At 52.9% G+C, this 14890-nt stretch carries 12 protein-coding genes, 1 rRNA gene and 1 pseudogene; 4 read left to right on the top strand and 10 right to left on the bottom strand.

Annotated elements, in window-relative coordinates:
• Window positions 1–216, bottom strand: a 16S ribosomal RNA gene (locus ABU190_RS23015); the annotation flags it as partial.
• Between the two features lie 245 nt (window positions 217–461).
• Window positions 462–644: a hypothetical protein gene (locus ABU190_RS23020; RefSeq protein WP_354692485.1), complete on the bottom strand. Its 183-nt coding sequence runs from the start codon at window positions 642–644 to the stop codon at window positions 462–464.
• 55 nt (window positions 645–699) lie between these two features.
• Between ABU190_RS23020 and ABU190_RS23025 the strand changes: the two genes are divergently transcribed.
• Together ABU190_RS23025 and mdtD are read left to right on the top strand one after the other, a co-directional pair.
• Window positions 700–1404, top strand: coding sequence for a FadR/GntR family transcriptional regulator (locus tag ABU190_RS23025; protein WP_193794762.1), 705 nt, complete (start codon window positions 700–702; stop codon window positions 1402–1404).
• A gap of 11 nt (window positions 1405–1415) precedes the next feature.
• Window positions 1416–2844, top strand: a pseudogene (mdtD, locus tag ABU190_RS23030) (multidrug transporter subunit MdtD).
• On the opposite strand, the gene rbsR reads toward mdtD, so the two are convergent.
• From rbsR to kup, 7 genes are all read right to left on the bottom strand, one after another.
• On the bottom strand, window positions 2810–3802 hold the full coding sequence (gene rbsR, locus ABU190_RS23035) for a ribose operon transcriptional repressor RbsR (RefSeq protein WP_103245128.1): 993 nt from the start codon (window positions 3800–3802) through the stop codon (window positions 2810–2812). The pseudogene mdtD and the gene rbsR sit on opposite strands and share 35 nt — an antisense overlap.
• A 3-nt stretch (window positions 3803–3805) precedes the next feature.
• A complete protein-coding gene (gene rbsK / locus ABU190_RS23040; protein ID WP_071195161.1) occupies window positions 3806–4735 on the bottom strand; it encodes a ribokinase in 930 nt (309 codons plus the stop codon).
• Between the two features lie 104 nt (window positions 4736–4839).
• Window positions 4840–5730, bottom strand: a complete 891-nt coding sequence (gene rbsB / locus ABU190_RS23045) for a ribose ABC transporter substrate-binding protein RbsB (RefSeq protein ID WP_039079989.1) — start codon at window positions 5728–5730, stop codon at window positions 4840–4842.
• A gap of 26 nt (window positions 5731–5756) precedes the next feature.
• Window positions 5757–6722, bottom strand: a complete 966-nt coding sequence (gene rbsC, locus ABU190_RS23050) for a ribose ABC transporter permease (protein WP_039079990.1) — start codon at window positions 6720–6722, stop codon at window positions 5757–5759.
• Between the two features lie 5 nt (window positions 6723–6727).
• Window positions 6728–8233, bottom strand: a complete 1506-nt coding sequence (gene rbsA / locus ABU190_RS23055; RefSeq protein ID WP_354692506.1) for a ribose ABC transporter ATP-binding protein RbsA — start codon at window positions 8231–8233, stop codon at window positions 6728–6730.
• 7 nt (window positions 8234–8240) lie between these two features.
• A complete protein-coding gene (gene rbsD, locus ABU190_RS23060) occupies window positions 8241–8660 on the bottom strand; it encodes a D-ribose pyranase (RefSeq protein ID WP_039079992.1) in 420 nt (139 codons plus the stop codon).
• Window positions 8661–8862: 202 nt separating this feature from the next.
• On the bottom strand, window positions 8863–10731 hold the full coding sequence (gene kup / locus ABU190_RS23065; RefSeq protein WP_039079993.1) for a low affinity potassium transporter Kup: 1869 nt from the start codon (window positions 10729–10731) through the stop codon (window positions 8863–8865).
• Window positions 10732–10953: 222 nt separating this feature from the next.
• Between kup and ravA the strand changes: the two genes are divergently transcribed.
• Both ravA and viaA read left to right on the top strand, forming a co-directional pair.
• Window positions 10954–12450 (top strand): ATPase RavA, encoded by a 1497-nt coding sequence (ravA, locus tag ABU190_RS23070; protein ID WP_071195150.1) that lies wholly within the window; start codon window positions 10954–10956, stop codon window positions 12448–12450.
• Complete coding sequence (viaA, locus tag ABU190_RS23075) at window positions 12444–13895, top strand: ATPase RavA stimulator ViaA (RefSeq protein WP_039079995.1); 1452 nt, start codon at window positions 12444–12446, stop codon at window positions 13893–13895. Before ravA ends, viaA begins: the two co-directional genes overlap by 7 nt.
• Here the strand turns inward: viaA and asnA are convergent, their stop codons facing one another.
• Complete coding sequence (gene asnA / locus ABU190_RS23080) at window positions 13896–14888, bottom strand: aspartate--ammonia ligase (protein ID WP_354692486.1); 993 nt, start codon at window positions 14886–14888, stop codon at window positions 13896–13898.
• Window positions 14889–14890: the final 2 nt, after the last annotated feature.

Genomic DNA, 14890 nt, shown 5'->3' on the forward strand with positions numbered 1-14890 from the left:
AGGCCCGAAGGTCCCCCTCTTTGGTCTTGCGACGTTATGCGGTATTAGCTACCGTTTCCAGTAGTTATCCCCCTCCATCGGGCAGTTTCCCAGACATTACTCACCCGTCCGCCACTCGTCACCCGAGGAGCAAGCTCCTCTGTGCTACCGTTCGACTTGCATGTGTTAGGCCTGCCGCCAGCGTTCAATCTGAGCCATGATCAAACTCTTCAATTTAAAAGTTTGATGCTCAATGAATTAAACTTCGTAATGAATTACGTGTTCACTCGTTGAGACTTGGTATTCATTTAGTGTCCGAAGACATCAAGAATCCATGTCACTTTGAGTGCCCACACAGATTGTCTGATAAATTGTTAAAGAGCAGTGCAACGCGGCTTTTGCTCACCGTTGCGAGGTGGCGTATATTACGCTTTCCTCTTTCAGAGTCAAGCGTTTATTTTCGCTTTTCTCTGCCGGGACTCTCAGGAGAACCCCGCTGACCCGGCGGCTTGTTTGCCGTTGTTCCGTGTCAGTGGAGGCGCATTATAGGGAGTTCTTGTGAAGTGACAAGCATAAATTTCAAAAAAGTTTTTAACCGTCTCTTTTTTCAACAAGGCGCGGTAAAAAGCACCGTAAAAGGCCTGTTTTGCTGTTTTTGCCACCACAGGAATAGCCCCGGTGGCATACTAAAGAGTGAATAAGAATAAAAGGAAGCGATAAATGTCTTTGAACGCACAACAGCTTGCCGCGCAAAAAAACCTCTCATGGGTGCTGGCGGAGAAACTGGCACAACAAATTCTGAGAGGCGAATATGCCCCGGGCTGCATTTTGCCTGGTGAGATAGAATTGGGTGAGCAGTTCGGTGTAAGCCGCACGGCGGTCAGGGAGGCGGTAAAGACATTAACGGCGAAAGGTATGGTGCTTCCTCGCCCGCGCATCGGTACCCGGGTTATGCCCAGAGAGAACTGGAATTTCCTTGATAAAGAATTACTGGTCTGGTGGATGAGCGAGGATAACTTTCATGAAGTCATCCAGCACTTCCTTATTATGCGTAACAGTCTCGAACCACAAGCTTGCCAGTTGGCAGCACAATTAGGCAGCGCGGAGCAAAAAGCACACCTCAATACATTAATGGAAGAGATGGTGTATCTGAAAAAGCACTTTAACCGTGATCGCTGGATTGAAGTTGATATGTCCTGGCACGAACATATTTATACGATGAGTGCTAATCCTTTTCTTATCTCTTTCGCTACGCTGTTCCATTCTATATACCATACCTACTTTACTTCCATCACTCAGGACCAGGCCATAAAGCTCGATCTGCATCAGGCTATTGTTGATGCGATTCAGGAAAGTGATGGGGATAGTGCCTTTCAGGCCTGCCAGACTCTGTTGAAGACGCCAAACGCGCCAACGGCAAAATAACAGGACAAAGAATGACTGAAAAGAAAGCTCGCAGTATGGCCGGATTGCCGTGGATTGCGGCCATGGCCTTCTTTATGCAGGCGCTGGACGCCACCATTCTGAATACCGCACTACCCGCTATCGCACAGAGCCTTGATCGTTCTCCTCTTGCTATGCAGTCCGCCATTATCAGTTATACCCTGACGGTCGCCATGTTGATTCCGGCAAGCGGCTGGCTGGCGGACCGTTTTGGCACCCGGCGTATCTTCATGCTGGCCGTCACGCTCTTTACGCTGGGTTCACTGGCCTGCGCACTCTCGACGTCGCTCGGGGCACTGGTATGCTTTCGCGTGATTCAGGGAATAGGCGGCGCAATGATGATGCCAGTTGCACGTCTGGCACTGCTACGCGCCTATCCGCGCAGTGAGCTTCTGCCGGTACTTAACTTTGTCACTATGCCAGGCCTGGTAGGCCCCATCCTCGGCCCGGTATTGGGTGGCGTGCTGGTAACCTGGGCAAGCTGGCACTGGATCTTCCTTATTAATATTCCGATTGGTATAGCCGGAATTTTATATGCACGTAAATATATGCCCAACTTCACCACACCGCGTAAAGGCTTCGATACCGGCGGCTTTTTCCTCTTCGGCCTGAGCCTGGTCCTGTTTTCCAGTGGCATGGAGTTGTTTGGCGAGAAAATTGTCGCAAGCTGGCTGGCATCGGCCGTGATACTGAGCGGCGTGCTGTTATTTCTTCTTTATATTCGCCACGCGCGCCGTCACCCCACGCCGCTCATCTCGCTCAATCTGTTTAAGACACGCACCTTCTCTGTGGGCATTATCGGTAATATTGCTTCGCGACTGGGGACGGGCTGTGTGCCATTTTTGATGCCGCTGATGCTACAGGTTGGGTTTGGCTATCCAGCACTGATTGCCGGATGCATGATGGCGCCGACGGCAATGGGGTCCATTCTGGCAAAATCTATGGTCACCCAGGTATTGCGCCGCCTGGGTTACAGGAAAACCCTTGTAGCCATTACCCTGTTTATCGGTTTGATGATTGCGCAATTTTCTCTGCAATCACCGTCAATGGAAGTGTGGCTGCTGATATTACCGCTGTTCATCCTGGGGATGGCCATGTCCACACAATTCACCGCCATGAATACCATTACGCTTGCCGACCTGACTGACGAAAACGCCAGTAGCGGGAATAGTGTGCTGGCCGTAACGCAACAACTCTCTATCAGCCTTGGTGTCGCCGTCAGTGCGGCAGTGTTGCGGTTTTACGAAGGGTTTGACAGCGCGAATACCGTGGAACAGTTTCACTATACCTTTGTGACGATGGGCGCCATCACCCTGGTATCCGCCCTGACCTTTATGCTGTTAAAGCCGAAAGATGGTCGTAACCTGATAAAAGAAAAGCATTAATACTACGCTGAGCCACGCTCCATCAACACCGGCGTAAGCTGTAGCCGCTGTTGTTGTTGCGTAGGGTCAGAGATACGGTGAATCAGCACATCGATCGCCAGCTCCCCCAGTTCATCTTTCGGCTGATGAATGGTGGTGAGCGGCGGCGTCATATACTGCGCCAGTTCAATGTCGTCATAACCAACAATGGCAATATCCTGCGGCACACGCAGCCCGGCCTGATATAGTGCCAGGTAAGCCCCGACAGCCATCGCATCATTACAAATAAATACCGCCTGCGGTCGCGCTTCCAGTGCCAGCAGCATCTGCATTGCTTCAAAGCCGCCGCTAAACTCAAAGTTGCCAATAATTTCATCACCGTCATGGATGGTCAGGCCCGCGCGAGCCATCGCATCACGATAACCTTCGAGGCGCAGGCGGGCAGGCGTTTTATCTAGCGGGCCAGCAATACAGGCAATATGGGTATGGCCTTTATTGATCAGGTACTGCGTCGCCATGTCGCCGCCGAGCAGAGAATTATCCTGAATAAGGTCACTGTCCCCATCAAACGGAGCCCAGTCCATCATCACCGTGGGCACCGAGGGATAGCGCTGCAGAATTTCCCGGGAAGGCTGATGCGTTTCCGTACATAAAAGCAGCAGACCATCGACACGCTTTTGCATCAGCGTTTCCAGATTGCTGTTCATGCGCTGCTCATCCCCTTCGGTGTTGCATAACACCAGGCTATAACCGCGCTCAAAGCAGCTACGTTCCACGCCACGTACCAGTTCAGAGTAGAAAGGGTTTGTACTGGCGGTAATCAACATCCCGATAGTGCGGGTTTGATTGATTTTCAGGCTGCGCGCCAGTGCAGACGGCGCATAGTTGAGCGCCTTGATCGCGGACTCCACCTTTTCGCGGATGGCTTCACTGACAAAGCGATCTTTATTGATGACATGCGAAACGGTTGACGTCGATACGCCCGCCATCCGGGCCACATCCTTCATCGTAGCCAATCATCACCCCTGCTCAGCCAGGAAATCGTCAATTTCTTTGCGCCACGGAACAGACGGTTGCGCGCCTTTGCGGGTGACAGCAATGGCCGCCGCCGCATGAGCAAAACGAATAGCGTCATCCAGCGCGAGGTCTTCCAGCAGTGCGGTCATCAGAGCACCATTAAAGGTATCCCCGGCTGCAATGGTATCAATGGCTTTCACTTTAAAACCCGGAACACGACGACCGTCGCCTTTCACGCTAGCCCAGACACCACGGCTTCCCAGCGTAATGATGACCGTATCAATGCCTTTGGCGTGTAGTACCTGCGCCGCGCGCGCCGCATCTTCATCGCTGGCAACATTAATACCCGTCAGTTTTTCGGCTTCGGTTTCATTCGGTGTGATGATGTCCACCAGCGCCAGCAACTCATCAGAAAGCTCACGTGCCGGAGCGGGGTTGAGCGCCACAATGGTCTGGTTCGCATGGGCAATACGCGCTGCGGCCAGAACGCTTTCTACCGGGGATTCAAGTTGCATTAACAGCGCGGAAGCCTGTGCAATACGCTCCTGCTGGGCATCAACAAGTGCCGGAGAGAGCGCCGCGTTCGCACCCGCATGAATACCGATCACATTCTCACCTTCGCCATTAACAAAAATCAGCGCCACGCCGGTCGACTCATTAGCAATCACGCTAACAGGCGCCACATCAATGTTGTCGCTAATTAGTTGCTGGCGGACACGTTCACCGGTGTCGTCATCACCCGTGCAGGCAATGAAGGCAATATCCGCACCGCTGCGCCCGGCAGCCACCGCCTGGTTTGCACCTTTACCGCCGAATGCAATCTGATATTGCGTGCCGGTAACGGTCTCCCCGGGGGTTGGGAATGATTCAAGGTTAAGAATGTGATCGGCATTAATACTACCGAGGACAACAAGTTTGCCTGTGGTTTTCATGATGAGCTTGTCCATTAAAATGCGCCACCCGCCAGCGGGTGGCGCGAGCTCTGCTTTTCTTGATGCTTTTTTCAGGCTATCCCGGTGAGATAGCCTGACGATTTTTATTGTTTGATAACCAGTTTCAGGTCTACCGGGATTTTGGCGTGGACTTTTTCACCTTTCAGCACCTGTGCTGCGGTGTCTACGCCTTTCGCGCCAATCATTTCCGGAAGCTGAGCAATCGTCGCCGCCATTTTGCCGTCATTTACGGCTTTTACGCCATCAGGCGTACCGTCAAACCCAACCACCATCACATCTGTTTTACCTGCAGTTTGCAGGGCGCGCATCGCACCCAGCGCCATTTCATCGTTCTGTGCAAACACCGCCTGTACATCCGGGTGCGCCGTCAGCAAGTTCTGCATAACGTTCAGGCCTTTTGTACGGTCAAAGTCAGCCGGCTGGCTCGCCAGGACGTTAAATTTATGGGCGGCAACAGCCTGCTGGAAGCCTTCGCCACGCTCACGGGCAGCAGATGTCCCCGCAATACCCTGCAATTCGATAACTTTCGCGCCTTCACCGGCTTTCTTGGCAATGTAATCGCCAGCAATTTTACCGCCCAGCACGTTATCCGAAGCGATGTGGCTTACCACTTCGCCTTTCGCAGCAGCACGGTCAAGGGTGATAACCGGAATATTTGCCTGATTCGCCATCTTCACGGCGTTACCTACAGCGTCGGAATCAGTCGGGTTGATAAGCAGCAGTTTGGTACCGCGTACCGTTAAGTCCTGAACGTTAGCCAGCTCTTTTGCCGGGTTATTTTGTGAATCCAGCACAACCAGATCGTAACCCAGTTTGTCCGCTTCTTTTTGCGCGCCATCTTTAAGGCTAACGAAGAACGGGTTGTTCAGCGTGGAAATAACCAATGCAATCGTGTCTTTCGCCATCGCGTTCGCGCTTACGGTGGCGCTCAGTGCAACAGCAGAAACCAGAGTAGCCAGTTTTTTCATGTTCATATCATGATGTCCTGTAGTGTAGGTAATTACTGCTTTTTGTTGTCTACCAAGACCGCCAGCAGAATCACCACTGCTTTAACGATCATCTGGTAATAGGAGGAAACACTTAACAAATTCAATCCATTATTCAGGAAGCCGAGAATCAATGCGCCGATCAATGTCCCAACGATGCGCCCTTTACCGCCAGCAAGACTGGTACCGCCCAACACTACCGCAGCGATAGCATCCAGCTCATAGCCAGTACCTGCGGTCGGTTGCCCTGAGGAGAGGCGCGCAACTTCAATGATGCCCGCCAGCGACGCCAAAAGCCCACACAAAGAGTAGACAATCACTTTGACTTTATCGACGCTGATACCGGACAAGCGTGTTGCGGCTTCATTTCCCCCGAGCGCATAGATATAGCGGCCCAAACGGGTGTGATGCAGTAAGTACCAGGTGGCGATAAAGACAATTGCCATGAGCCATACTGGTGTCGGGATCCCCAGCGGGCGACCAATACCAAACCAGCCAAAGATATCTGCATTGTCCGTAAAACCGGTGTTGATCGGGCTCCCATTGGTGTACACCAGCGTCACACCGCGCAGTAAGAGCATCATGACCAGGGTTGCGATAAATGCCTGCACTCGCCCTTTCGCCACGATAGTCCCGGTTACCGCGCCAATAGCAGCCCCCAGCGCCAGAGCGGCGGCGACAGCCACCAGTGCATTCACCTCCATACCGACGAGCGACGCGGCAACCGCACCGGTCAACGCCAACAGAGAACCAACGGACAGATCGATCCCGGAAGTTAAAATGACCAGCGTCATGCCAACCGCCATAATGGCGTTCACAGAGGTTTGCTGCAGGATATTCAACAGGTTATTGACGGTAAAAAAGTTCGGACTCATGGTCGACACAATGGCAATCAGCACCAGCAAGGCGATCAGCGATTTTTGTTCCATCAACCACGCTTTGGTGAAATAGCGGCGACCAGAAACAGCCTGGGTAGTCATCTTTTTTACTCCTGATTCACACGATTAAGCTTGCCCACTGCGGCAGCCATCAATACTTCCTGAGTGGCCTGCTCGCGCGTGAATTCACCGCCGAGATGCCCTTCATGCATCACCATGATGCGATCACTCATACCTAAGACTTCTGGCATCTCCGATGACACCAGAATGATACTCAGGCCGTCGGCCTTGAACTGGTTAATAAGCTGATAAATCTCTTTTTTCGCCCCGACATCAACGCCGCGGGTCGGCTCATCAAGGATCAGCACTTTCGGGCGCGTCATCAAACCGCGTGCGATAGCCACTTTCTGCTGGTTACCACCAGAAAGCAGGCCAATAGCCTGTTCCATTGATGGCGTTTTGACATTGAACAGACGAATGAAATCACTCACCGCCTGCTGCTCTTCTTTATGTTTTAAATTGCCACCCGGACGGCTGAAATAACCCAGCGCCGTCAGCGACATATTCTCTTTAACCGACATACCCAGCACTAAACCATCACGCTTGCGGTCTTCGGAGATGTAGACGATACCGTTCGCCAGGCCATCCTGCGGTGAACGGGTAACAACTTCATGGTCATCCAGCGTGACGCTTCCGCTGGTGCGCGGCAGCGCGCCATAAAGCACTTTCATCAGTTCGGTACGCCCGGCGCCCATCAGGCCCGCCACGCCCAGAATCTCCCCTTTGCGTAGGGTAAAACTCACATTGTTCACGCCTGGGCCGCACAGGTTATCGACTTTCAGACGGATATCGCCCGGCGCTTTATCGAGGCGCGGGTATTGATCTTCCAGTTTGCGTCCAACCATCATTTCGATAAGCGTATCTTCGGTCAGCGTTGCAACTTCACGCTCGGCGATAAACTGGCCGTCGCGGAACACGGTCACATCATCGCAAATCTCGAAGATCTCTTTCATACGGTGAGAGATATAGACAATCCCGCGCCCTTGCGCTTTCAATTCCCGAATGACGCGGAAAAGGGATTCAGTTTCGGTATCAGTCAGGGCATCGGTCGGTTCATCCATAATGATGACCTGCGACTCATAACTCAGGACCTTCGCAATCTCGACCATCTGTTGATCGCCAATGGAAAGCTCCCCCACCAGCCTGTCGCTTTTAAAGCGGAGATTCAGTTTAAGCAGCAGCTTATCGGCTTCGGCATACATCTTTTTCCAGTCGATTTTGCCAAAGCGGTTCACGAATTCACGGCCGATAAAGATATTTTCGGCAATGGTGAGCTGGGGGATCAGGTTGAGTTCCTGGTGGATAATGCCGATGCCGGCTTCTTGCGAGGATTTAGGTCCGGTAAAGGTGGTCTCTTTACCCAGCCACAGTAATGAACCGGCATCACGGGTATAGATGCCGGTCAGGACTTTCATCATCGTGGATTTGCCCGCGCCATTTTCGCCGACCAGCGCCATGACGCGGCCGGGATAAACATTTAACGCGGCGCCAGACAGGGCTTTAACGCCCGGGAACGCTTTATCGATCCCTTTGAGTTGCAGTAATGCGTCCATGATGGCCTCAGAAGGTGACGCCAGCACAGAGAATGATATTCGCATACGGGGAACATTCCCCGCTGCGAATCACCGCCTGACTGTCCGCGGTGTGTTTTTTAAATTGTTCGTGTGAAACATAACGAACTTCTATGGTATTCCCCTGGTGTTGCTGCAGCTGCTCAATGTGATTGAGCAACGTTTCGTGGAGCTGTGGATTCTGCTGTTCGATTTCCGACGCGAGGATAGCTGCTTCAACCTGCATCTCGGCGGTGACCACCTCCAGTACCTGCATAAAGGATGGAACCCCCTGGGTTAATGCCATATCAATACGCGCGGTGCTTTTCGGCACAGGCAAGCCTGCATCACAAACCACCAGCGTATCGGTATGCCCAAGACGGGAGATGACCGACGAGATTTCAGCGTTGAGAACAGTACCTTTTTTCATTTTATGCTCCATTAGCGAAACGTTTCGCTGATCTCAGTGTAGACCTGAGAATGTTCAGAAAACCACCATGGCATTACAGAAGTGTGATCGAAATCGAAACGTTTCGCGCGCGTTGCAGAAAGAAAACACAAGTAATCTTACTTATATAAAATTGCAGACGAGAAATAGCAAAAACCCCTCACGAAGAGGGGTTTAAAAGGCGTTAAATTTCGACCTGTGTACCGAGTTCGATAACCCGGTTGGGTGGGATTTCAAACTGGTCCGGCGCACGCAGCGCATTGCGTTGCAACAGGAGGTATAACTTGCCGCGCAGCCGTAGATACCAGGGCCGTTTACCCACAATCAGCGACTCATGAGACATAAAGAAGGATGTCTCCATCATACGGCAACTGAGCCCTTCCAGACCGCAGCGGTGGAACACCTCTTCCACATTTGGCGTTTCGCGCCAGCCATAGCTGGCCACCACGCGCCAGAACGTCGGCGAGAGTTGCTCAATCTGCACACGACGCACATTGTGCACATAGGGCGCATCTTCTGTACGCAGCGTCAGCAGGATCACGCGTTCATGCAGTACTTTGTTATGTTTCAGGTTATGCAACATAGCAAACGGAATTACATTCAGCGCGCGGGACATATATACCGCCGTACCCGGAACTCGCACCGGCGGCGATTTTTCCAGCGAAGCAATCATCGCTTCCAGTGAGTTGCCATGCTCATGCATGCGGCGCAGCAGGCGGAAACGCTCGCTCTTCCATGTGGTCATCACGATGAACATGACCAGACCCAGACTCAATGGCAACCAGCCACCGGACAGCAACTTATCGAGGTTAGCCGAGAAAAGCGGCACATCTATACACAGGAACATGGTAAGCAACAGACCGACAACCATTTTGTTCCAGTGCCAGTTCTTGCGCGCCACGGTCATAGAAAGAATCGACGTCAGCACCATTGTACCGGTCACCGCAATACCATAAGCCGCCGCCAGGTTACTGGAGTGTTCAAAACTCACGATCACGATAACAACCGCGAAGTAGAGCAGCCAGTTAATAAAGGGAATGTAGATCTGCCCGGATTCCATCTCCGACGTATGGATAATGCGCATTGGCGAGAGATAACCCAGACGCACTGCCTGACGCGTCAGAGAGAACACGCCCGAAATAACCGCCTGAGACGCGATGACCGTCGCCAGCGTTGCAATGATCAACATCGGAATCAGAGCCCATTCAGGAGCCAGCAGGAAGAACGGGTTTTTGATCGCTTCCGGGGTTTTCAGCAGCAACGCCCCCTGACCAAAGTAATTCAGCGCCAGTGATGGCAACACCACGATAAACCACGCAAGGCGAATGGGCAGCTTCCCGAAATGGCCCATATCCGCATACAACGCCTCTACCCCGGTGATAGAAAGCACCACCGCGCCCAACGCAACAAACGAGACGGCTTTGTATTGAAGGAAGAAATTGACCGCCCACGCCGGGTTAAGCGCCTGCAGCACCTCAGGATTACTGATAATACCGCGCGCACCCAGCACCGCCAGGATTAAAAACCAGGCGAGCATAATAGGAGCAAAGAGTTTGCCCACCAGCCCTGTGCCGTGCTTTTGGATCATAAACAGCAGCGTGAGCACCAAAATGGACAACGGAACAATCCACGTATCCAGCGATGGTGCGACGATTTCGAGCCCTTCTATAGCCGACATCACTGAGATGGCAGGTGTAATGACCACTTCACCATAGAAGAAACTGCCGCCAATAAGCCCCATGATAACAAGCACGGAGGTCATTCTGGCGGAGGTATTGCGTCCTGCCAGCGACATCAGCGTTAAGATCCCACCTTCACCCGCGTTATCTGCACGCATAACAAAAGTTAGGTATTTAACCGAGACGACCAGTATCAGCAGCCAGAAGATGAGCGACAAAAAACCGAAGACGGCGTCACGTTCAACCCCAAAACCAAATTGACCTGACAAACATTCACGAAGTGTATAAAGCGGGCTGGTGCCGATATCACCGTAGACAACCCCAATAGCCGCGAGTGTTATCGCGGGCAACGATTGCTTATTATCAGTGCTCATAGACTAATCTTTTGTTTGAATGACAAATGTGTGCTTAGTCCCTTGGCCCACAAAAAGCGCACAGTATGCACGATTATTTATGAAATCGTACCCCCTAATTGCGACCGTATTAACCTGGCGCAAAGAAAATGATGCCGTTGTTCAGTCTATTACAAGCCTTTATCGAAACGTCTATACTCGCAGTTGCAAGCCGGAATCGCGGCGAAAGGATGCAAATCAATTATGGCTCACTCACATTTATTAGCAGAAAGAATTTCCCGCTTAAGTAGCGCGCTGGAAAAAGGTCTTTTTGAGCGTAGCCACGCTATTCGCCTGTGCCTGCTGGCCGCGTTAAGTGGTGAAAGCGTCTTCCTGCTCGGCCCGCCGGGTATCGCCAAAAGCCTGATCGCCCGCCGCCTGAAATTCGCCTTTAAAAATGCCCGCGCTTTTGAATATCTGATGACCCGCTTCTCCACACCCGAAGAGGTGTTTGGTCCTCTTTCTATTCAGGCGCTGAAAGATGAAGGGCGTTATGAACGTTTAACACATGGCTATCTGCCGGAAGCGGAGATTGTGTTTCTGGACGAAATCTGGAAAGCCGGCCCGGCGATCCTGAATACGCTATTAACCGCGATTAACGAACGTCGCTTTCGCAACGGCGCGCTGGAAGAGAAAATCCCCATGCGCTTGCTGGTGGCAGCGTCTAACGAACTGCCCGAGGCTGACAGCAGCCTCGAAGCACTCTATGACCGCATGTTGATTCGCCTGTGGCTCGATAAAGTGCAGGATAAGAGTAACTTCCGCTCAATGCTCATCAGCCAGCAGGATGAAAGCGATAATCCGGTGCCAGTTGATCTGCAAATCAGCGATGAGGATTATGCGCGCTGGCAGCAGGAAATCGTGCAGGTGAAGCTACCCGATGCCGTTTTTGAGCTGATTTTCATGCTACGCCAGCAGCTTGATAACTTACCTACTGCGCCTTATGTCTCTGACCGTCGCTGGAAAAAGGCCATTCGCCTGCTTCAGGCCAGCGCCTTTTTCAGCGGACGCGATGCGGTGGCCCCGGTGGATTTGATCTTGCTGAAAGACTGCCTGTGGCATGACGCTGAAAGCATGCGTCTGATGCAAAATCAGCTTGAAATATTGATGACCGGGCACGCGTGGCAGCAGCAATCCATGCTGACGCAACTGGGCGCGATTGCGCAGCGCAACATCCAGCTCCAGCAGCAGCACAGCGACAAAACGGCCCTCAAAGTTTCGCGCCAGGGCGGCATGTTCAGCCGTCGTCCGCATTACGATTTGCCGGAAGATCTGCAAGACAGCACGCTGACATTGTTGCTCCAGCAACCGTTAAAATTACATGACATGCAGGTCATTCATGTGACTATCGAACGTGCCGCGCTGGCCCAGTGGCTGGCAAAAGGCGGGGAGATCCGAGGAAAACTTAACGGCATTGGCTTCGCGCAGATCCTTAACCTTGAAGTCGACACCAGTTTGCATCTGTTGATCCGCGATATCAGCCTGCAGGGTTCCCGTCTTGCTTTACCGGGTGGAACGGCAACCCATGTGCCGGAAGAGATAAAGCAGCAACTGGAAGCGCTCGACACGCTCTGGCACCAGCAGCACACCCGTTTTAGCGAACAGCAAAAATGCCTGTTCATTCCTGGCGACTGGCTGGGTCGCATTGAAGCCAGCCTGCAGGACGTTCGCGCGCAGATACAACAGGCGCTTCAATGCTGACGCTGGATGCACTAAATGCCCTGCTGGCCATCAGTGAGGAGACGATAGTTGAAGAGCTTATCGTCGCCTTACTGGCCTCCCCCCAGTTGGCTGTTTTCTTTGAAAAATTCCCCAAACTCAGGCACGTCATTACCGAAGATGTCCCCCGCTGGCGCGAAGCGCTGAAAAATCACCTGAAAGAGACACAGGTGCCGCCAGAACTTGCTGAAGAAGTGCTCTGCTATCAGCAAAGTCAGTTGCTTTCCACTTCACAGTTCGTCGTTCAGTTGCCGCAAATTCTGACGCTTCTTGATAAGCTTCGCTCGCCGTTTGCCGCTCAGGCAAACGCAATGGTGAAGGACAACCCGACCTTTACCCCGGCGTTACAAACGCTTTTCTTACAGCGCTGGCGGTTAAGCCTGGTGGTACAGACAACCGCGTTTAATCAGCAACTCCTGGAAGAGGAACGCGAGCAGTTACTCAGTGAAGTACAGGAACGCATGACCCTAAGCGGCCAGCTTGAACCGGTGCTGATTGAAAACGAAAATGCCGCCGGGCGGTTATGGGATATGAGCGCCGGGCAAATTAAGCGCGGCGATTACCGACTTATCGTGCAATACGGTGACTTCCTGACCGAGCAGCCGGAACTCAAGCAACTGGCGGAACAACTTGGGCGATCCCGTGAGGCAAAATCCGTTCCGCGCAAAGATGCCCCCATGGAAACCTTCCGTATGCTGGTGCGCGAACCCTCTACCGTGCCGGAGCAGGTTGACGGGCTGCATCAAAGTGACGATATCCTGCGTCTGTTGCCGCCGGAACTGGCGACGCTGGGTATTACCGAACTGGAATATGAGTTCTACCGTCGGCTGGTAGAAAAACAACTGCTAACCTACCGCCTGCATGGCGATGCCTGGCGGGAAAGAGAAGTTGAGCGCCCGGTTATTCATCAGGATTTCGATGAACAGCCGCGCGGGCCGTTTATTGTGTGTGTGGACACATCCGGTTCGATGGGCGGGTTCAATGAACAGTGCGCAAAAGCCTTCTGCCTGGCGCTGATGCGCGTGGCGCTGGCAGACAAACGACGCTGCTTTATTATGCTGTTTTCCAGCGAGGTCGTGCGTTACGAGCTGACCTGCCAGCAAGGGCTGGAGCACGCTATCCGCTTTCTGAGCCAGCGTTTTCGCGGCGGAACGGATTTAGCGAGCTGCTTTCGCGCCATTATTGAACGCATGCAGGGCGGGGAGTGGTATGACGCCGATGCGGTGGTTATCTCTGACTTTATCGCCCAGCGCCTGCCGGACGATGTGATAGGCAAGGTCAAGGAACTACAGGCTGTACACCAGCACCGTTTTCACGCCGTTGCGATGTCAGCACACGGAAAACCCGGCATCATGCGCATCTTCGATCATATCTGGCGCTTTGATACCGGGATGAGAAGCCGTTTGCTCAGGCGCTGGCGCCGCTAATTACAGCAACGCGTCGACGGTCTCGCGAACCTGTGCAGGCCATACGCCACACTGGACCTGGCCGATGTGCGGCAGTTGCAGTAGCAGCATCGTCAAACGAGACTGGCCAATACCACCACCGATCGTTTGCGGCATCTCACCGCGCAACAACGCCTGGTGCCAGTCGAGACGCAGACGATCTTCATCACCCGTGATGTTAAGCTGACGTTTCAGTGCATCAGCATCTACGCGGATCCCCATAGAAGAGAGCTCAAGCGCATCTTCCAGTACCGGGTTCCATACCAGAATATCACCGTTCAGGCCGTGCAAGCCTGTCTCACCGGGCGTACTCCAGTCGTCGTAATCTGGTGCGCGGACATCGTGTCGCTTACCGTCGCTGAGTTTCCCGCCAATCCCCATCAGAAAGACTGCGCCCAGATCTTTGGCTACTGCGCGTTCACGCCCTTTTGCGTCCAGCCCCGGATAACGGCTCAGTAGCTCTTCGCTGTGCACAAAGTGGATCTGCGCTGGCAGGAAGGGCGTCAGGCCAAACTCTTTGCTCACTGCCGCTTCGGTTGCTTTGATCCCGGCATAGATGGCTTCAACTGTTGATCTCAGCGTGCCGGTGTGGCGTTCGCCATCACCCAGTACGCGTTCCCAGTCCCATTGATCAACATAAACAGAATGGATTGGGGAGAGGCGGTCTTCATCCGGACGCAGGGCTTTCATGTGCGTGTACAGCCCTTCGCCAGCGCTGAAATCGTGTTGTCCCAGCGTCTGACGTTTCCATTTGGCCAGCGAGTGGACAACTTCAAATTGCGCATCCGGCAGGTTTTTGACTTTTACCTGTACCGCTTTTTCACAGCCCGACAGGTTATCCTGAGTCCCATCTCCTACACGGCTTAGAATCGGTGCCTGAACTTCAATTAGCCCCAGTTTTTCTTCAAGCTGGCGGGAAAAATGCGACTTCACGAATACGATCTGACGTTGTTTGCTGATGTAAGCGGATTTCATTT

This window comes from Phytobacter sp. RSE-02, assembly GCF_040578655.1.
Taxonomy (GTDB): domain Bacteria; phylum Pseudomonadota; class Gammaproteobacteria; order Enterobacterales; family Enterobacteriaceae; genus Phytobacter; species Phytobacter diazotrophicus.